Annotated in this window: 17 protein-coding genes and 2 tRNA genes; 9 read left to right on the top strand and 10 right to left on the bottom strand. The window is 65.2% G+C overall.

Features of this window, described 5'->3' with window-relative positions; translation table 11 throughout:
• A partial coding sequence (locus BMX57_RS20805; RefSeq protein ID WP_218142440.1) for a hypothetical protein occupies positions 1–328 on the top strand: 328 nt, incomplete at its 5' end.
• Positions 329–369: 41 nt separating this feature from the next.
• Here BMX57_RS20805 and msrQ read toward each other — a convergent pair.
• The 4 genes from msrQ to clpB all read right to left on the bottom strand — a co-directional run bounded on the left by msrQ (position 370) and on the right by clpB (position 6,340).
• A complete protein-coding gene (msrQ, locus tag BMX57_RS19020; protein ID WP_092371139.1) occupies positions 370–1,071 on the bottom strand; it encodes a protein-methionine-sulfoxide reductase heme-binding subunit MsrQ in 702 nt (233 codons plus the stop codon).
• A 4-nt stretch (positions 1,072–1,075) separates the two neighbouring features.
• Positions 1,076–1,975: a protein-methionine-sulfoxide reductase catalytic subunit MsrP gene (gene msrP, locus BMX57_RS19015; RefSeq protein WP_092371136.1), complete on the bottom strand. Its 900-nt coding sequence runs from the start codon at positions 1,973–1,975 to the stop codon at positions 1,076–1,078.
• Between the two features lie 67 nt (positions 1,976–2,042).
• Positions 2,043–3,536, bottom strand: a complete 1,494-nt coding sequence (locus tag BMX57_RS19010) for an FMN-binding glutamate synthase family protein (protein WP_092371133.1) — start codon at positions 3,534–3,536, stop codon at positions 2,043–2,045.
• Between the two features lie 185 nt (positions 3,537–3,721).
• Complete coding sequence (clpB, locus tag BMX57_RS19005) at positions 3,722–6,340, bottom strand: ATP-dependent chaperone ClpB (protein WP_092371130.1); 2,619 nt, start codon at positions 6,338–6,340, stop codon at positions 3,722–3,724.
• Between the two features lie 226 nt (positions 6,341–6,566).
• Between clpB and BMX57_RS19000 the strand changes: the two genes are divergently transcribed.
• Both BMX57_RS19000 and pyrF read left to right on the top strand, forming a co-directional pair.
• On the top strand, positions 6,567–7,268 hold the full coding sequence (locus BMX57_RS19000) for a PEMT/PEM2 family methyltransferase (protein WP_092371127.1): 702 nt from the start codon (positions 6,567–6,569) through the stop codon (positions 7,266–7,268).
• Between the two features lie 58 nt (positions 7,269–7,326).
• Positions 7,327–8,022 carry an orotidine-5'-phosphate decarboxylase gene (pyrF, locus tag BMX57_RS18995; RefSeq protein WP_092371124.1) on the top strand — a complete coding sequence of 232 codons (696 nt, stop codon included), beginning with the start codon at positions 7,327–7,329 and terminating at the stop codon, positions 8,020–8,022.
• A 210-nt stretch (positions 8,023–8,232) separates the two neighbouring features.
• Here pyrF and BMX57_RS18990 read toward each other — a convergent pair whose 3' ends face one another.
• Positions 8,233–8,634: an NUDIX hydrolase gene (locus BMX57_RS18990; RefSeq protein ID WP_092371121.1), complete on the bottom strand. Its 402-nt coding sequence runs from the start codon at positions 8,632–8,634 to the stop codon at positions 8,233–8,235.
• Between the two features lie 100 nt (positions 8,635–8,734).
• Here BMX57_RS18990 and BMX57_RS18985 point away from each other — a divergent pair, with 100 nt between their 5' ends.
• Positions 8,735–9,988 (top strand): DNA polymerase IV, encoded by a 1,254-nt coding sequence (locus BMX57_RS18985; RefSeq protein ID WP_092371118.1) that lies wholly within the window; start codon positions 8,735–8,737, stop codon positions 9,986–9,988.
• 15 nt (positions 9,989–10,003) lie between these two features.
• Here BMX57_RS18985 and BMX57_RS18980 read toward each other — a convergent pair whose 3' ends face one another.
• Positions 10,004–10,864 carry an N-formylglutamate amidohydrolase gene (locus BMX57_RS18980; protein WP_092371115.1) on the bottom strand — a complete coding sequence of 287 codons (861 nt, stop codon included), beginning with the start codon at positions 10,862–10,864 and terminating at the stop codon, positions 10,004–10,006.
• Between the two features lie 151 nt (positions 10,865–11,015).
• On the opposite strand from BMX57_RS18980, the gene BMX57_RS18975 reads away from it, so the two are divergent.
• The 3 genes from BMX57_RS18975 to gap all read left to right on the top strand — a co-directional run bounded on the left by BMX57_RS18975 (position 11,016) and on the right by gap (position 12,606).
• Positions 11,016–11,090, top strand: a tRNA-Val gene (locus BMX57_RS18975).
• Positions 11,091–11,171: 81 nt separating this feature from the next.
• Positions 11,172–11,297, top strand: a complete 126-nt coding sequence (gene ykgO, locus BMX57_RS18970) for a type B 50S ribosomal protein L36 (protein ID WP_068338904.1) — start codon at positions 11,172–11,174, stop codon at positions 11,295–11,297.
• 301 nt (positions 11,298–11,598) lie between these two features.
• Positions 11,599–12,606 (top strand): type I glyceraldehyde-3-phosphate dehydrogenase, encoded by a 1,008-nt coding sequence (gene gap / locus BMX57_RS18965; RefSeq protein ID WP_092371112.1) that lies wholly within the window; start codon positions 11,599–11,601, stop codon positions 12,604–12,606.
• Between the two features lie 45 nt (positions 12,607–12,651).
• On the opposite strand, the gene BMX57_RS18960 is transcribed toward gap, so the two are convergent.
• Both BMX57_RS18960 and BMX57_RS20510 read right to left on the bottom strand, forming a co-directional pair.
• Complete coding sequence (locus BMX57_RS18960; RefSeq protein ID WP_092371148.1) at positions 12,652–13,797, bottom strand: 2OG-Fe(II) oxygenase; 1,146 nt, start codon at positions 13,795–13,797, stop codon at positions 12,652–12,654.
• Positions 13,798–13,991: 194 nt separating this feature from the next.
• Positions 13,992–14,171: a hypothetical protein gene (locus tag BMX57_RS20510; RefSeq protein ID WP_143057956.1), complete on the bottom strand. Its 180-nt coding sequence runs from the start codon at positions 14,169–14,171 to the stop codon at positions 13,992–13,994.
• Positions 14,172–14,344: 173 nt separating this feature from the next.
• On the opposite strand from BMX57_RS20510, the gene BMX57_RS18955 reads away from it, so the two are divergent.
• Together BMX57_RS18955 and BMX57_RS18950 are read left to right on the top strand one after the other, a co-directional pair.
• Entirely contained in the window at positions 14,345–15,286 is a 942-nt protein-coding gene (locus BMX57_RS18955; protein WP_092371109.1) for a hypothetical protein, read from the top strand.
• A 21-nt stretch (positions 15,287–15,307) separates the two neighbouring features.
• Entirely contained in the window at positions 15,308–16,963 is a 1,656-nt protein-coding gene (locus tag BMX57_RS18950; protein ID WP_092371106.1) for a DUF3626 domain-containing protein, read from the top strand.
• Positions 16,964–17,053: 90 nt separating this feature from the next.
• Here the strand turns inward: BMX57_RS18950 and BMX57_RS18945 are convergent.
• Together BMX57_RS18945 and BMX57_RS18940 are read right to left on the bottom strand one after the other, a co-directional pair.
• Positions 17,054–17,130: transfer RNA gene (locus tag BMX57_RS18945), tRNA-Arg, on the bottom strand.
• Between the two features lie 65 nt (positions 17,131–17,195).
• Positions 17,196–18,581, bottom strand: a complete 1,386-nt coding sequence (locus BMX57_RS18940; RefSeq protein ID WP_092371103.1) for a sensor histidine kinase — start codon at positions 18,579–18,581, stop codon at positions 17,196–17,198.
• Positions 18,582–18,595: the final 14 nt, after the last annotated feature.

Raw genomic sequence — 18,595 nt, 5'->3', positions numbered from 1 at the left:
CAAGGCCCCTACCGGCGCGACATACAGACACTCAATCCATCGAAATGAACCAAACCGCCCGCATATCTCTTCAGATATCCAAAATGTCAAAGAGCCACATCCAAGATCGAAAACAAACAGAAGCGCCAATCTTGTTCAGCGCGCCCGCCCGTTTCTTCTCTCTGATGCCGCCGTCTCTCCGGCGTGTCGCCCGCAGCGCCTCAGCGCCGCCGGTGAGGGGGCTTTTAGGCATATGGCCGGGGGGCTGCAAGCGAAAAAATCCAGGGCGGAGCGATTTTTTGCAGAAAGTCGGTCAATCAAGCATTTTCAATTGGTTACGCAGGCATAGGGAACCTAAACCCGCGCTCGTGCCTGCAGGACAAACGGCGATCAGGGGCGCATGGACCAGGCGGATTCGGCGTCGGATGCCTTACCCACAGGATTATGCACAGACTCGCCGCGACTCCGGCCCCGAGCCTGTCGCGACTCGGCTCCGCGAGTCGCCCCGCGGCCGGGCAGGCGCAGGCGCAGCGCAAGCAGGACCACGATGGCGGCCAGGTACAATCGCGGCTCGATCTGGAACCCCTTGGACAGCATCACGAAGTGTACCCCGCCCAAAACCGCCGCGGGGTAGACCAGCCGGTGCAGGCGCCGCCAGCGCAACGGACCGAGCCGCCGCACCGCAAGGTTGTTGGACGTAAGCGCCAGTGGCAGCAGCAGCACGAAGGCCGCCATGCCGATGGTGATGTAGGGGCGCTTGAGGATGTCGGCCCAGACCTGGGCGGGAATCTGGACATCCAGCAACAGCCAGACCAGAAGATGGCAGCAGACATAGTAGAATGTCAGAACCCCGATCGCCCGGCGAAAGCGCATCAGGTTCAGCCCCGTGAATCGGCGCAACGGCGTTACCGCCAGCCCGGCGATCAGGAATTGCAGCGCCAGCTCGCCCAGCCTCTGCTCGAGCGCCTCGATCGGCTCCACCCCCAGCCCGCCGGTCACCCCGGCATAGAGAAGTGCAGGGGCCGGCAGCACGCCCAGCAGGTAGACCAGCCAGATCGGAACGTGTCGCAGGGCGGAATTGATCTGCTGCATGGGTTCAGAAGTTCCGGGTCAGGTCCATGCCTTCGTAGAGCCCTGCCACCTCTTCCTCGTAGCCATTGAACATCAGCGTGGGCTGGCGCTTGGCGAAGAGACCGCCGCCGATGCGCCGCTCGGTCGCCTGGCTCCAGCGCGGGTGATCCACATTCGGATTCACGTTGCTGTAGAAGCCGTATTCGTTCGGGATCGCCATGTTCCAGGCGGTGGGCGGCTGCGAGTCGGTCAGGGTGATGCACACCACCGACTTGATAGATTTGAACCCGTATTTCCACGGCACCACCAGCCGCAGGGGCGCGCCGTTCTGGTTCGGGATCGGCTTGCCGTAGATCCCCGTCGCCATGATCGTCAGCGGATGCAGCGCCTCGTCCAGCCGCAGCCCCTCGCGATAGGGCCAGTCCAGCACCGGAAAGCGGGTGCCCGGCATTTCCTCGGGGCGGTAGGCGGTCTGGAAGGCCACGTATTTCGCGCCGTCCTGCACCCCGGCGAGGGCCAGCAGATCGGCCAGCTCGAACCCGTTCCACGGCACGACCATCGACCAGGCCTCGACACAGCGCAGGCGATAGATGCGCTCCTCGACCGTCATCTCGGACATGATCGTCTCGAAGTCATAGTCCCCCGGCCGGTCGACCATGCCGTCGATCTTGACGCTCCACGGCTCGGTGGTCAGACGATGCGCGTTCTGCGCGGGGTCTTCCTTGCCGGTGCCGAATTCGTAGAAATTGTTGTAATTGGTGATCTCTTCAAAGCTGTTGGGCTCCAGCGTCTCGGCCCGGCCCTGCCCCGCCAGTCCGGCAAGGCCCAGCCCGGCCATCCCCGCCATGATCTGGCGACGGTTGAGAAACGCCGCGCGCGGCGTGACGTCGGCATGGGTCAGCGTGTTTGTCCAGCGTTTGGCCATCTGAGCCCTCCTTTCCCCTTACTCACTGACTTAGGCCCGCGGCACCGGTCAGGGAAGCAAACTCGGCTCACGATTCCGAGACAGGATTGAAACTTGGCAGGATCTCGTTCATCGGCACCGAGCGCCCGTCAGCCTGCATGATCCGCACATGGCGCCGCCGCATCTGCCTTGGCTCGCTGACGCCGACGGAATGCGCGATGGTCTCGACCTCGTGCACGATCTCGCTTGCGTAGCGGGCCACGCGCTTGTCCTTCTCCTCGACCACCAACCCCTGCTGAAAGCGTGGATCATGGGTTGTGATCCCGGTGGGACAGGTGTTGCGGTTGCATTTCAGCGCCTGGATGCAGCCCAGAGCGAACATGAAGCCGCGCGCCGAAGTGACGAAATCCGCCCCCGCTGCCAGCGCCCAGGCGACATCGCTGGGATTGACCAGCTTGCCGCTGGCGACCAGTCGGATCCGGTCCTTCAGCCCCGCCTCGTCGCGCAGGTTGGCCAGCACCGGCAGCGCCTCGCGCACCGACACGCCGACCAGGTCGATCAGCGGCATCGGCGCGGCACCGGTGCCGCCCTCGCCCCCGTCCAACGTGATGAAGTCCGGCGCGCTGTCGGCGCCCCGGGCATTGATGGCCTCGAACAGGTCGCGAAACACCTGCGCCTCGCCCATCACCGTCTTGATCCCGACCGGTTTGCCGGTGATGTCGCGCACGCGCCCCACCAAGTCCAGCAACGCGCCCAGGTCGGCAACATCGCGATGCCGGTTGGGCGAGATGCTGTCCTGGCCTTCGGGGATGCCGCGGATGCGCGCGATCTCGGCCGTCACCTTGGCCCCGGGAAGGATGCCGCCCTTGCCCGGCTTGGCGCCCTGCGCCAGCTTGATCTCGAACATCCGCACCGCGTCGTGGCCCGCCACCTCGCGCAGCTTGTCCTCGTCCAGCGCGCCCATCGCATCGCGCACGCCGTATTTCGCGGTCCCGATCTGAAAGACGATGTCGCACCCGCCCTCCAGGTGATAGGGGCTCAGCCCGCCCTCGCCGGTGTTCATCCAGATGCCGGCCTGTTTTGCGCCCCGGCTCAAGGCCCGCACTGCCGGGCGCGACAGCGCGCCGAAACTCATGCCGGAGATGTTGAAGAAGCTGGGCGCCAGGAACGGCTGCCGGGCGGTCGGGCCGATCAGCAGCGGCTCGGAGCTGGCATATTGATCGTCCAGCGGCGGAAAGGGCGCGTTGGCGAAGATCGGCGTGCCGGGGATCGACAGGTTGCGGGTGGACCCGAAGGCCACCGTGTTGCCCTGCCCGGCCGAGGCGCGACGGACCCAATCGCGCTGGGCCCGGTTGAACGGCATCTCCTCGCGGTCCATGGCAAAGAAATACTGCCGGAAGAACTCGCCCAGTTCCGAAAAGATGTGCCGGAACCGCCCGATCACCGGATAGTTGCGGCGGATTGCGTCCTCGGTCTGGGCGCGGTCGATGAAGAACAGCACGACCACCGCCAGCGCCAACAGGCCCAACAGGCTGACAAAGAGAACCGCCAGAAAGGCGACCGAGTTCAGGGCGAAGTCCATTTGCGTGCTCCGGTTGGGCCGCTGCGCACAGATTGGGCGGGAACCGTGAGACGATCAAGCACGGACCGCGCGACCGCAATTTGGCAGGTGCCTGGAATCGGCGGCTCCGAACCGGTCACTGGACACCTGACAAAAAAGGCCCCGGACAGTCGCCGGGGCCTTTCATCATTCCTTGGGCAGGATGCTCAGTGCACCACCGCGTCATCCGGCCTGGGCCGGTCGGTCGAACCCACCCGGTCGCCGATGATCAGCCCTTCGGCGCCGGCCCTGACGGTCACGACCTCGCCGTCCTTGACCTCGCCGGCCAGCAGCATCTCGGCCAGCGGGTCCTGCAGCGCACGCTGGATCACCCGCTTGAGCGGCCGCGCGCCGAACACCGGGTCATAGCCCTCGTTGGCCAGCCACTCATGCGCGCCGTCGTCCAGTTGCAGGTCGATCTTGCGGCCCGCCAGGCGCTTCTTCAGCCGCGCCATCTGAATGTCGACGATGCCGGCCATGTCCTCGCGCTTGAGCCGGTCGAAGATGATCGTCTCGTCCAGCCGGTTGAGGAACTCGGGCCGGAAATGCGCCCGCACCGCGTCCATCACATCGCGCCGTGCCTGCGAGCTGTCCGCGCCCTCGGGCAGCTGGCTCAGCGCCTGGCTTCCCAGGTTCGAGGTCAGCACGATCAGAGTCTGCTTGAAATCCACCGTGCGGCCCTGCCCGTCGGTCAGAACGCCGTCATCGAGAACCTGCAGCAGCACGTTGAACACGTCCGGATGCGCCTTTTCGACCTCGTCGAACAGCACGACCTGATAGGGCCGGCGGCGCACCGCCTCGGTCAGCACCCCGCCCTCGTCATAGCCGACATAACCCGGCGGCGCGCCGATCAGGCGGGCGACGGCGTGTTTCTCCATGAACTCGCTCATGTCGATCCGCACCATCGCGGAATCGTCATCGAACAGGTATTCCGCCACCGCCTTGGTCAACTCGGTCTTGCCGACGCCGGTCGGGCCAAGGAACAGGAACGAGCCCAGCGGCCGGTTCTCGTCGTTCAGCCCCGCCCGCGCACGGCGCACGGCATTGGACACCGCGGCGACGGCTGCATTCTGGCCGATCACCCGCCTGTGCAGCTGGTCTTCCATCTTCAGCAGCTTCTCGCGCTCACCTTCCAGCATCTTGCTGGTCGGGATCCCGGTCCAGCGTTCGACAACGGCGGCGATCTGCTCGGGACGCACGGCCTCTTCGACCATCACGCCTTCGCGTTCCTGCGCTTCGGCCTCGGCCAGTTCCTTTTCAAGCTGCGGAATGACGCCATAGGAAAGTTCGCCGGCCTTGGCCAGGTTGCCCTCGCGCTTGGCGTGGTCCAGCTCCATCCGGGCGCGGTCCAACCGCTCCTTGAGGTCGCGGGCGCTGGCCAGCTTGTCGCGCTCGGCCTGCCATTGGGCGGTCATCTCGCTGGATTTCTCCTGAAGGTCCGACAGCTCCTTCTCCAGCTTTTCCAGCCGGTCCTTGGATGCCGCGTCATCCTCGAGCTTCAGCGCTTCGACCTCGATCTGCATCTGCAGGATGTTCCGGTCCAGCTGGTCCAGTTCCTCGGGCTTGCTGTCCACCTCCATGCGCAGACGCGACGCGGCCTCGTCCACCAGGTCGATGGCCTTGTCGGGCAGGAACCGGTCGGTGATATAGCGGTGGCTCAGCGTCGCCGCCGACACCAGCGCCGAGTCCGAGATCCGCACGCCGTGGTGCAGCTCGTATTTCTCCTTGATGCCGCGCAGGATCGAAACGGTGTCCTCGACCGTGGGTTCGGAGATCAATACCGGCTGGAATCGCCGGGCCAGCGCCGCGTCCTTCTCGACATACTTGCGGTATTCATCCAGCGTGGTCGCACCGATACAGTGCAGCTCGCCGCGCGCCAGGGCCGGCTTGATCAGGTTGGCCGCGTCCATCGCGCCATCGGCCTTGCCGGCACCAACCAGCGTGTGCATCTCGTCGATGAACAGGATGACCTCACCCGCCGCGGCGGTGATCTCGTTCAGCACAGCCTTGAGCCGCTCCTCGAACTCGCCGCGATATTTTGCGCCGGCGATCAGGGCGCCCATGTCCAGCGCCAGAAGCTTCTTGTCGCGCAGGGATTCCGGCACATCGCCGTTGATGATGCGCAGCGCCATGCCCTCGGCGATGGCGGTCTTGCCGACGCCCGGCTCACCGATCAGCACCGGGTTGTTCTTGGTCCTCCGGCTGAGCACCTGCATCGAGCGGCGGATCTCTTCGTCGCGCCCGATGATCGGGTCGATCTTGCCTTCGGCAGCGGCCTCGGTCAGGTCGCGCGCGTATTTCTTCAGCGCGTCATAGCCGTCCTCGGCACTTGCGCTGTCGGCGGTGCGGCCCTTGCGGATGTCGTTGATCGCCTCGTTCAGCTTCTGCGCCGAGACATCGCCCGCCTCCAGCGCCGTCTTCGCGCCGGACTTGACCATGCAGAGCGCCATCAGCACCCGTTCCACGGGCACGAAGCTGTCGCCGGCCTTCTCCGCCAGCTTCTCGGCCTCGGCCAGGACCTTGGCGGTCTGCCCGTCCAGATAGATCTGCGCGGAGTCGCCGCTGACCTTGGGGTGTTTCGACAGCGCCAGTTCCAGCGCCTCGACCACGCGGGCGGGCTGGCCACCGGCGCGGCTGATCAGGTTGCTGGCCAGCCCCTGGTCATCGTCCATCAATGCCTTGAGAATGTGTTCGGGGATCAGCCTCTGATGCCCCTCGCGCAATGCAATCGTCTGCGCTGCCTGCACGAAACCCCGTGCACGCTCGGTGAACTTGTTCAAGTCCATGCCTGTCTCCTTTTGCAAGCGCCCATCGGTTGCTGGCGCCTGCTCAGCAGCACGCCGGGATGTGGGCCTCGGTATTGAAATGGGAAGGCCAAACAAGGGCTTCAAGTGGGCGTGAGAGGAATATCGCTGGTGGCCGGCCCTGTCCGGGACGGCAAGAGCGCGTTGACCCGCGAGCCGCAAGAACCGGCCTTTTGCATCCAATGCCCGGCCGCGCTAGGCTGAAGCCATGTCCCGTTTACAGGCTATCCGTGCACGCAGCAGTTTCGCCGACATGCTCGAAGGCCAACCGCAACATGCCGGGCTTGCCCTGCTTCTGGCCATCGGAGCGCTCGCCCTGCTGATAGAGCCGCCGCACGCGCCCCGGCTGCTGGGGTTGACTGCCGGTGCGTGGGCCACTCTTTCGATCTCGCTCGCCATCCTGCATCAGGTCCTCGTCGCGATCGTGTTCCGCCTGCAACTGCATCGCAACCTGATGACGCGGGCCTTCGGGGACCGCGACATGAGGGTTTGGGCCGCGCTTTTCCTGCCTCTGCTGATCGCGCGCCCACTGACCATCCTGCTTTGCGGCTGGGCCGATACCGTTCCGATCACCCCCTATCGCGGCGCCGAGATCGCGGTGGGCGTTGTTTTGCTGGGCGTCGCAATATGGGCGCTGCACTCGACGCTGGTACATTTTACTATCCGCCGCGCCCTGGGCGGCGACCATTTCCGCGACGAGATCGCGGCGATGCCCCTGGTGGACAAGGGGGCGTTCCGCTACACCTCGAATGCGATGTATGGCGTGGCGTTCCTGGGCCTCTGGGGCATTGCCCTGCTGTTCGGGTCGTGGAACGCACTGATCGCGGCGCTGTTCCAGCACGTCTATATCTGGGTCCACATGTACTGCACCGAAAGGCCGGACATGGACTGGATCTACGGCAATCGGTGACTTGATCCGGCCCGCACCCGCCACTAGGAAGGCGCGACCCAGATCCGCGAGGCCACCCATGTCCGATGACCGCCTGATCGTTGCCCTCGACGTTCCCGACGCCCGTGCGGGGCTGACACTTGCCGACCGGTTGGGCGAGACCGTGTCGTTCTACAAGATCGGTCTGGGAATGCTGACCGGCGGCGGGCTGGCGCTGGCCAACGAGCTCAAGCAGGAACAGGGCAAGCGCATCTTCCTCGACATGAAGCTCTTTGACATCGGCCACACCGTCGAGGCGGCGGTGCGCGGGCTGGCGCAGTTCGATCTGGATTTCCTGACGGTCCATGGCGACCCGCATGTGGTCCGCGCCGCCAAGGAAGGTGCCGCCGGCAAGGATCTCAAGATCCTCGCCGTGACCATCCTCACCTCGCTTGACCGCGGCGACCTGGACGCCGGGCTGATGGTGCCCGGCCCGGTACCCGACCTGGTGCTGGAAAGGGCCGCCCGGGCCTTCGGGGCCGGCGCGGACGGCGTCATCGCCTCGCCACAGGAGGCCGCCGCCATCCGCGCCCTCCCCGAGGCGCAGGGCCGGTTGATCGTCACGCCCGGCGTGCGCCCCGCCGGCAGCGATCTGGGCGATCAGAAGCGCATCGCCACGCCGGGCCGCGCCGTTTCGGACGGGGCCGACCACATCGTCGTGGGCCGCCCCGTGCACGCCGCGCGCGATCCCGCGGCCGCCGCGCGGGCCATCATCGACGAGCTTTCAGCGCTCTGACGGGCTGTGCCCGCAAAAGCACATTCGCGGTGCATATTCCGGACACCGGCCATTCGCGGCTGGCCTTTGTGCCCGTTTCGGGCGACTCTCAAAACGAGACACTCCCCAACGGACCTTCCTCTTCCTGAGGTTCGTTACCTCCCCCCGCACACTGCGGGGGTTTCTTTTGCGCTTCCTTCGACATCCCGGCCATGCCTTTCGCGACCCGCATCATGTGGTGTCGAGGTAATCCTGCAGCTGCGAGGGGAAGAACGGCACGGTCATCGGGTGCCGCATGAAGGCCTCGGGCGACATCATCATCCAGCCCTGCCCCTCGTCCCCGAACCGGACATCCCGCGCCGTTCCGGCCGGTCTGTGCGCGGCAAAGAGCCAGTGGCGCCCCGACCGGCGCACATAGTTGCGCGACCATATCAGCTCGGCCGGGTCCAGCTGCAGACCCACCTCCTCTGCGGTCTCGCGCAGCACGCAGGCCTCGGGGCTTTCCCCCATCTCGCGCCCACCGCCGGGCAGGTCCAGGTGGTCGGGAAAGGGTATGTCGGGCCGGTTGTCGCGCCGGATCACCAGCAGATCGGCGCCCAGGAACAACGCCAGTTTCGCTCCGGAAAACTCCATGCCGACGGCCTGCCCCGCTTTTGCTCGATCCCGCAACAGGCTAGAGTGAAATGCGTTCCGCGCCGGTTTGCAACCCGCCCCCGATCCAAGAGTAGCACCGATGCCAGGTCTTTGCCGCGACTGCTTCGAACAGGTGCCGCCTGCGCGGCGGTGCCCGTCCTGCGGCAGCCCGCGTCTGCTGCACCATCCCGAGCTGTTCGACCTGACCATCGCGCATATGGATTGCGACGCCTTCTATGCCTCGGTCGAGAAGCGCGACAATCCCGAACTGGCCGACAAGCCGGTGATCATTGGCGGCGGCCGGCGCGGAGTCGTCTCGACCGCCTGCTATGTCGCGCGCATCCGCGGCGTGCGCTCGGCCATGCCGATGTTCCAGGCGCTCAAGCTCTGCCCCGACGCGGTGATCATCAAACCCCGGATGGAGGTCTATGCCGAGGCCAGCCGCAAGATCCGCGCCATGATGGACGCGCTGACCCCGGTGGTGCAGCCGCTGTCGCTGGACGAGGCCTTCATGGATCTCTCCGGCACACAACGGCTGCATGGCGCACCGCCGGCGGTGATGCTGGCGCGGCTGGTCCGGCGGATGAAGGACGAGCTGGGCCTGACCGGTTCGATCGGGCTCAGCCACAACAAGTTCCTGGCCAAGGTCGCCTCGGACCTGGACAAGCCGCGCGGGTTTTCGGTGATCGGAAGGGCCGAGACCGCCGATTTCCTGCGCGATAAGCCGGTTCGGCTGATCTGGGGCATCGGCCCGTCGGCCCAGGCGGCGCTGGAGACCGCGGGCATCCGCAGCTTCGCCGACCTGCTGCGCTGGGAACAGGAGGCGCTGGTGGCCCGCTTCGGGTCGATGGGCGCGCGCCTGTGGCACCTGGCGCGCGGCGAGGACGCCCGCCGTGTCGATGCGCGCGAACCGGTCAAGTCGATCTCGAACGAAACCACCTTTTCCAGCGATACTGCCGATCCCGACCTGCTGGACGGCCATCTGTGGCGGATGGCCGAGAAAGTGTCGGACCGCGCCAAGGCCAAGGGACTGGCCGGCCGGGTCGTGACGCTCAAGCTCAAGCGGGCCGACCATCGCATCCTGACCCGGCGGCTCAGCCTGCGTGACGCCACCCAGATGGCCGACACCGTCTATCGCACCGCGCGGGCGCTCTTCGACCAAGTGGGCGCGCAGGGGCCATATCGCCTGCTTGGCTGCGGCTTGTCCGACCTTGTGCCCGCGGCGCAGGCCGACATCTCGGGCGACCTGCTCGATCCCGGCGCCATTCGCCGTGCCGGGGCCGAGCGCGCCACCGACGAGATCCGGCGCCGCTTCGGATCGGATGCTATTCTCAAGGGCCGCGCGTTGCGCTGATACCGCCGGCCGGCCCTATTCCGCGGCCATCGGCATCCGGGTCTGACCGATCACGGCGATCCGCGCGACGACGGTGCGCAGGGCGGCACGAAAGCCGTCGAAATCGGAACTGGGGCGAATGCGGCTCTCGTCCATATAGAGCGAGCGGTCGATCTCGACCTGAACCGCATGCTGGTTGCGGGACGGACGGCCATAGGCCTGCGTCACATAGGCCCCGGCAAACGGCGTGTTGCGGACCACGCGGAACCCCGCCCCGGCAAAGGCCGCCTCGACCTCTTCCATGATCTCGGCCGAGGCTGAGGCACCGAACCGGTCGCCCAGCACGATATCGGGGCGCCGCGCACCGCTGCGCGACAGGCTCTCCAGCGCCTCACGCGGCATCGAATGACAGTCGATCAGAAGCGCCTGCCCGAAATCGGCCCGCGCCTCGTCCAGCAAGGACTGCAACCGCGCGTGATAGGGCCGCCAGATCGTGTCGATCCGCGCCTGTGCCTCGGCCATCGCCAGCTTGCCGCGATAGATCTCGCGCCCGTTGGCCACCACCCGCGGGATCACCCCCAGGCCGGAGGCCACGCGCGGGTTGTGACCATGCCGGCGCAGCCCGCCGATCAGGGCCGGATCCAGCTCATCCGCGGCCCGGTTGAGATCCAGATAGGCCCTGGGCGCCGCCGCCTTCAGGAACGGTGCGCCGAAGCCGGTTGCCGGCTCGAACAGCAGATCCACAAAGGCGTCCTCGGAACTGCGAATCGCGTGCCGGTCCAGGACCGAGCGGCGCAGGAACTCGGGCGGGTAATCGCTGCCGCTATGCGGGGAGGCGAAGACGACGCAGGATGCGCGCGCCGCCGGCAGGGACAGATAATAGGGCGCAATGGACATGCTCACTCCTCGTTCGGAAAAAATAATAGACCGGAAACCGGATCGTTCAAAAGCCCTTGATCCCCCCTGCGACTCCTTTTATAGACCCCGCTACCGGCGCGGGCTTCCGCGCCCCATTTCGTTGTGGGGTCAGGCGCGGGTCGGTATTCATGGGCGATTAGCTCAGCGGTAGAGCACTTCGTTGACATCGAAGGGGTCACAAGTTCGAACCTTGTATCGCCCACCATGAATTCACTGTTCCGGACCTGCTCCGGGACACCCGACAACCCAGGCGCTGGCCCGCGCCGCAGGAACTGGAGAGACGGCGATGAAAGTTCGGAACTCGCTTCGCTCGCTGAAGAACCGGCACCGCGACTGCCGGGTCGTGCGTCGCAAAGGCCGCGTCTACGTGATCAACAAGACGCAGCGGAAATTCAAGGCGCGCCAGGGCTGAGCCCCAGCAAACCCGACCAAAGACCCGAACCGCGCCCATCGAGGCGCGGTTTCTTTTTGTGCCGCCGGCATCGGCGAGCGCGCGCCGCCCCGGACTGCCGAGACGGTCGATCCGTTTTCGCCTTCAGCGCCACGCGCGCTCTTCCCCTTGTTGAACCGCCACCCCGAAGAGTAGCGTATCCGGGTGATCGCCCCTTCTGCCCCGCTGGCGGGGCAGTTAGGATTTGCCTTTCCAGCTCGTTAGCGCTAACAAGCGCGGGACCCGCAAACTGGATTCATTTCAACTTACCGGAGCGACTGCCATGACCCTGAGAATCGCGATCAACGGCTTTGGCCGCATCGGCCGCAACGTCCTGCGCGCGCTGATCGAAAGCGGCGCCAAGGATGTCGAAGTTGTCGCCGTGAACGACCTGGCCCCGCCGGAGACGCAAGCGCATTTGCTGAAATACGACAGCGTCCACGGCCGCCTGACCACCCCGATCCAGATCGAGGCCGAGCGGCTGAAGGTCGGCGGCCAGGACATCCGCATGACCGCCATCCGCAACCCCGAGGAGCTGCCCTGGTCCGATGTCGACGTGGCCTTCGAATGCACCGGGCTGTTCACCGCCCGCGACAAGGCATCGATGCTGCTCAAAAGCGGCGCCCAGCGGGTGCTGATCTCGGCCCCCGGCAAGGACTCGGACCGCACCGTGGTCTTTGGCGTCAACCACAAGGATCTGACCGCCGAGGACGTGATCGTCTCGAACGCGTCCTGCACCACCAACTGCCTGGCGCCGCTGGCCATGGTTCTGGACAACGCCTTCGGTATCAAGACCGGCTACATGACCACGATCCACGCCTATACCGGCGACCAGCCCACCCATGACGCGCCGCACAAGGATCTTTACCGCGCCCGCGCAGCGGCGGTGTCGATGATCCCGACCTCGACCGGCGCGGCCCGCGCGATCTCCGAAGTGCTGCCGCATCTCAAGGGCCGGCTCGAAGGCTCGGCGATCCGCGTGCCGACGCCGAACGTGTCGCTGGTAGACTTTACCTTCGTGCCGGAAAACCGCGCCACGGTGGACGAGATCAACGCCGCGGTGAAGGCCGCCGCCGAGGGCGATCTGCGCGGGATTCTTGATTATGGCGACGAACCGACGGTATCGATCGACTACAACCACGACCCGCATTCGTCGAACTTCGCGGCCGCCCAGACCGCCGTCACCACCGAGGGGCTGGTCCGCGTGGTCAGCTGGTATGACAACGAATGGGGCTTTTCCAACCGGATGCTGGACACCGGCCGGGCGATGGGCAAGCTGATTTCAGGCTGACGCCGAAATGCGGATCGGGGCGCGTCACCGCGCCCCGATCCGCGTTCAGGCCTGCGCCTCACGCGGGCCGCCGCCCTTGTAGGCGCCGATGTTTTCACCCAGGAACGCGTTGTTCTGCTGACGGATCTCGGCCGCCGCATCGTCATAGAGGAAGGGCAGGAAGGCATAACGCCGCCCCCGCGTGACCTTGGACACCGCGTGCAAAAGAGAGCACGAAAACACCACGGCACCGCCCGCCGGCGCCTTGTAGCTGCGCGGCCCGTATTCGGGGAAACTCACCTCGCCGCCATCGAAATCGTCGTTCAGGTTCACCGACACGGCGAAGCGCCGATGTGCCGTGCCCTTGGTCGTGTTGTCCCGATGCGGGCGGAAATGGCCACCATCCTCTTCGGAGTAGCAGGCAACGATATACCGCTCCATCCGGGTCACGTGGTACTGATGGACCTTGGCGATCTCGGGGATCACCCGGCGCAGGAAGCGGGCACGCAAATCGCTGATGAGGCTGGCGTCTTCGATGTTGTAGTCGCGTCGTGACTTGTGACTGTGATCGGTCACCCCAACGGTCTTTCCGTCGATTTCGCGAACGAATCCGGACTCGGTTCCTCCATCGGCTTCATACAGACCGATCAGGTGCCGGCAAAACGACTCCTCGAACACGTTTGGCAGGACAAGTATGGGGGCATTCACTTCGAACCCGGCAAATTGGTTCGGTGGCGGAAGGGATTGCAGGTAATTCATCACTTCCGGTATGTCGCTCAGATCCTTTTTGAACCCGAAAACCCTCATCACCCGCATGGTCGGATCGATGACAACCCAGAACCTTCTATAGACGTGCGAGGAATCGTTTGGCACTGCTTCGGTATCCGCGGCGCCATAGAGCTTGCTGACCGAAAGATCGAAATCCCAGAAGGTCCGGTAGCCCGGAATCCTGTTGTAGGTGCGGCCGGCCTCTTCATCCGAGGGATCGACACAGACCCCGAAGAAACTGGCGGTTTTATCGTCAAAGACACTTGGCAGTTTCTGAACGGCCTCAATGGCTTTCTGGCTGTGTGGCTCGCCGGCCGATCCGAAAAAACAAAGGACAAGGTAGCGCCCGGCAGCGCTGTCGAATGAATAGGATTCGTTGCTGGGACTGCGCTGTCGAAAATAGGGTGCCGCGTCTCCCAGCGAAATGTCGATTGAATAGGCCATATCCGGAAACTCGCTTTGGAATATCTTGGGTATCATTCCACGCTCTTGCCGATCCGACAAGCGGCAAGCCGGCCCGATCCACCGGGCTGGTTCATGCGGCGCGGCGTTTGCGGGAGTCGATTTGGCCGGACCCTTCCGGATCCGGCCTTCTCCCCCGGCAAACGGCCGCCCGTTTCCGGACGCGGCCCGAATACTCAGTGATCCATATAGCGGTCGACCCTCAATTGGATCCGGGCGCAGCGGCGCAAGGCCCCGAAAAACCCGTCGAGAAAGTCCAACCTGCCGTGATGCGCGGTGATGGCGGCGCAGGCCCGCCGATGCGTGGTGATGTGGTAGTGCCGTTCCATGGTCTTGCCCCCAATGTCATGTGCCAAACTCAGCAAGTCCCCCGACCCTAGGTCATCGCCACGGGGCCGTCTGTGAACTGCCCCACATAGATGGCCGCCCCCGCCCGCACTGTTTCCGTTGCCAGAACATTCGAGCTGACCTAGGGTAAACCGTTGAAGGCGGCGGATTTCCCGGCCGCTGAAATTCAGGATCCCAGCCGATGTCCGGAGCCGAACTCAAGGCGTCCCTGTCCAAGGCGCGCACCACGCCGATGAACTTTCTGCTGGTGACCAAAGGCGCGTCCGTTCTGGGCCTGATCGTCCGCAAGAAACCGATTCGCGACAACGAGGGAACGCAGTTCAAGACAGAAACCAAGGCCTCGGCGATACACACCGGCATCTGCGTCGGCGGATCCGGCGGGCTGATCTTTCGCTTTCGGGCCGAGAAGGCCCCCGGCTTCGAGGCGAAGCTCAAGAAATTCATCAAGGACAAGGCCGACACCAGCCTGTCGCTGTCCTTCGAGGCCGATGCGTCGCTCGAAACGATCGACGAGGACAGCCTGGATCTGCCCACCGAGATCGCAACGCTCAACGCGGCGCTGGCCAAACTGGCCAAGCGGGCGTCGAAGGTCATAGCACTTCGGCCCGAGGCGCGCTCGGACCTGCTGGCCCGGCTGGGCGAGGCCAAGCGCCTGATCCAGGAAATCAGCGACGAACGCCGCGACCGGGTTGCGACCGCGAAATCCTATCTGGCCGAGTTGACCGCCTCTGTCGCCGAACTTCAGCAGCAGGCCGATGACGACGCGTCCGAGTCCTCTTCAAGCGACGAGTTCTCCTCGGCGCTCGATTCCGCGAGCGAGACCGACCCGGATGACGACGTGCTCGGCAAGGGCAAGGGCAAGGCCAAGGCATCCGACAAGGGCGACAAGGACATCCCGGACAAGGCCAAGGCGGAGCTCAAGAAGGTCTATGTCGCTGCCGTGCTGAACGGCGACGAGGCACAGTGGCCGCGGTTTCACAAGCATTTCAGCTCGGCCTCGCAGGCGGCCCTGCTCAAGACCTTCGGCGGGCCGCGCGGCCTGACGGCGCTCGGCAAGCTGCTGAACGAGGTCTGCGGCGGCGACGCGGCGCGGCTGCGCCGGCTTTCGGACGCGCTGGATTGATAGGAAGGGAACGCCGGTAAAATGCCCAAGGACGGACTCAAGAAGCTCTATGTCACATTCCGGGGCGATACCGCCGCGATCTCGCTGTTCCTGAAGCAGTGCGGCAGCACCAAGGCGCTGGCCGCCGCGCTCAAGGCCGCGGACTGGGATCTCTCCGTCTTGCGCCAGGACCTTCTGGACAGTCGCGAAAAGGCGGCCGACAAGGCCGACCGCAAACTGGCCAAGGGGGAGAAGAAGCGCGACGCAGCAGCCGAAAAGGACGCGGCGGGTTTCATCGATGCCGAGCAGATCGAAAGCGCCGAGGTCAAGGCGCTGGCCGGGAAATTCGCCAAGGTGGCCAAGGCCTTCGAGGCGCAGGGGTTCGACCCCAAGGGCGCGACGCCGGACATGCAGTATCTCGACGTCTCCAAGGCCGACCGGTTCGGCATGGGGTCGCCCGGCAACGTGATGGCCGGTGACGTCGGCAAACTGCTGGACCAGGAACCGGCCATCAAGATGGGCAAGATCCTGACCGCGCTGTCCGATGATCTGGCCAAGATCCGCAAGGACGCAGAGGATGACGACCAGCAGGCCCTGGACCTGATCGCCGCACAGATCCAGTCGCTTCAGGATCGGCTGGCCGAATTCTTCAACGCTGCGGCGCCCGCACCCCGGAAGATGCCCCGCGACGAGCAGTACATGGTCCCCGGCGCCACCGACATGGGCGCCATCGAGGACCGGCTGGAGAAGACCCGCGGCATCGACACCGAGAGCCAGGCTTGGGCGCTGGAAGGCGCCGAGATCAAGGGCGAGGCCGATCTCGACCGCAACCGCCTGCTGGCGCTCGACCGGCTGATCGAGATCGGCAAGCGGACCGGCGCCGGCTATGACGAGAGTCACCTGCAGACGGTGCTCGACTACATCGCCAAGGGCAAGATCGCCACGAACTACTGGCTGTCGCAGCCGCCGGGCTACAACGTCGACAAGTCCGACCAGAAACTGAAGGGCCCCAGCCTGGCGTCGCTGCTGGTCAAGAGCAAAAACTTCAAGAATGTCTGGGAAACCGGCGCCAGCCAGGCCAGCAACGAGAAGAACCGCCGCGGCGGTGTCGAAGAGGGCATGGGCTATGGCGCCGCCCTTAAACGGACCGAGGGCACGCCACAGGACTTCACGGTGGCCCAGGACACCAAGTTTCGTGCCGAGGATCCGAGCGATGGCGAAACCGACCCCGCCGAGATGCCGAAATACGCGGCCCAGATCGGCGACACCCAGGCCGAAGAGAACATGGACGGGGTCTCGCAGCGCTATGGCGACTGTTTCGTGATCTGGAAGGACGACATCCGCGAGCGGATCACCCACACGCCAGCGGACAGCTGGTCACCCGAGTTTCGCAGCGGGGTGATGAATTTCACCAGCAACTCGAACCCCGAAGTGTTACTGGCCGAGGGCGACTACCAGGTCATGCGCCTGCTCGCCGCCGAGGCCACCGGCAAGGACCAGGGGTTCATCAAGGAGATCAAGGACAGTGCCGAAGGCGTGAAACGCTATGTCGAGACGCAGATCCACGGCGACCTGACCTGGGAGGACGTGGATGTCCTGGTCCTGGGCGGCAGCAAGGACGAGCAGGAAAAGCTCAACGCAATGTTCACGACATTCAAGAAGAAGGAAGGGCACAGCTTCAAGATCCAGCTCAAGTGATCCCTGAGCCGCCCGAAACGCAACGACACTCAGACGCCTGCCGACCCGGTCAGGTGGCGCTTGAGATCTGCGTATTTATTGAAGGCCAAGTGGCGGACCGAGGAGGATTCGAACCCCCGACCCCTTGATTCGTAGTCAAGTACTCTATCCAGCTGAGCTATCGGTCCACTTGGTGAGGCGGTGTGTAGACTCAGCGCTCCGGGGGTGCAAGCCCCATTTGTCCGGTTTTCCGTCAAAAAGTCCCGTCGCCGCGCGGCAGGCGGATCGCAAAGACGGTTCCGTCCTCTCCGGTCGAGGCCAGTGTCAGTGTGCCGCCGTGCCCGCGCACCAATTCCTCGGAAATCGCCAGCCCCAGCCCCGAGCCGCCCTTGCGGATGCCGCCCTGGAACGGCGTGAAGAGATGCTCCCGTGCCTTGGGCGGCAGGCCCGGCCCCGTGTCCGCGACCTCGATCTGCCAGTCGGCCTCGCTCTCACATGCCGAGAGGGTGATCCGACCCGTGATACCTGCGGTCTCCAGCGCCTGACGGGCATTGCGCACCAGGTTCAGCAGAACGCGGAACATCTGTTCGGGGTCGGCCCGCAGCATCAGATCCTCGGGCACCGCATTCTCGATGTCGGTTCCGGTCTCGCCGGTGGCCAGCCGCTCGCTGGCCACCACGTCGCGGGCCACGTCATGCAGACGGAACCAGGTCAGCGTCGGCGCCGGTTCCTCGGCCCGGCCAAAGGCCAGCGTGCCCTCGCACAGCGACACCGCGCGGGTGATCGAGCCCACCAGCTTGGGCGCCATGCGCCGCACCAGCGGATCCTCGCTGGTCTCGATCCGGTCGGTGAACAGCTGAGCCGAGGTCAGGATGTTGCGCAAATCGTGGCTGACCTTGGCCACGGCGCCGCCCAGCTGCGCCAGCCGCTCGCGCTGCTTCAGGGCATGGGTCAGCTCGGTCTGCAACGCCAACAGCGCCTCTTCGGCCTCGCGCAGCTCGCGCACCGATGAGCTGGGCCGGATCACGCCGCGACTGTCCTCGGGCGCCCGTGCATAGCGTTGCATATGCCCCACCACGCCCTTGATCGGGCGCACCAGGAACACCCGGACCGCCAGGAACAGCAACGAGGCGGTGATCACCGAGATCACCAGCGACAGCCACAGGATCCGCAGGCCGTAATCCAGCATCGCGGCGCGCAGCGGGTCGGTTTCCATGGTGATCTCGATCAGCAGGCCTGCGTCCCGCACCGGCTCGCCGATCACGCGGATGATGCGGTTCTCGGCATGCCACAGCTGCATGAGCGCATCGCGGATCAGGGTCCAGCCCGAGGCCATGCGCAAATCGTAGGTGGTGGCGATCTCACCGGGAATCGGCGAGGACAGGACCAGCTGGCGCACCTCGTCGCGGCGCAGCACGACGTTGAACACGCCGGCATTTTCCAGCAATTCGGCCTCCAGCTCTGTGGCCAGCATATCGTCGGCCAGCAACGCCAGCGACGCAATCTGCGCCCGTTCCAGCCGGTTGAGTAGGAAATCCTCGCGGAAACGCGCGACCGACGGCACGAAGATCAGGACCTCGGCCAACATCACGAAGACCGTTGTCAGGATCAGGAACCGGCCCGAAAGCGTGTTCAGCATGAATTCCCTTTTCC

The organism is Cribrihabitans marinus, from assembly GCF_900109035.1.
Lineage (GTDB): Bacteria > Pseudomonadota > Alphaproteobacteria > Rhodobacterales > Rhodobacteraceae > Cribrihabitans > Cribrihabitans marinus.
The sequence above is the reverse complement of the archived record's forward strand: the minus strand, read 5'-3'. Positions and strand labels throughout refer to the sequence as shown.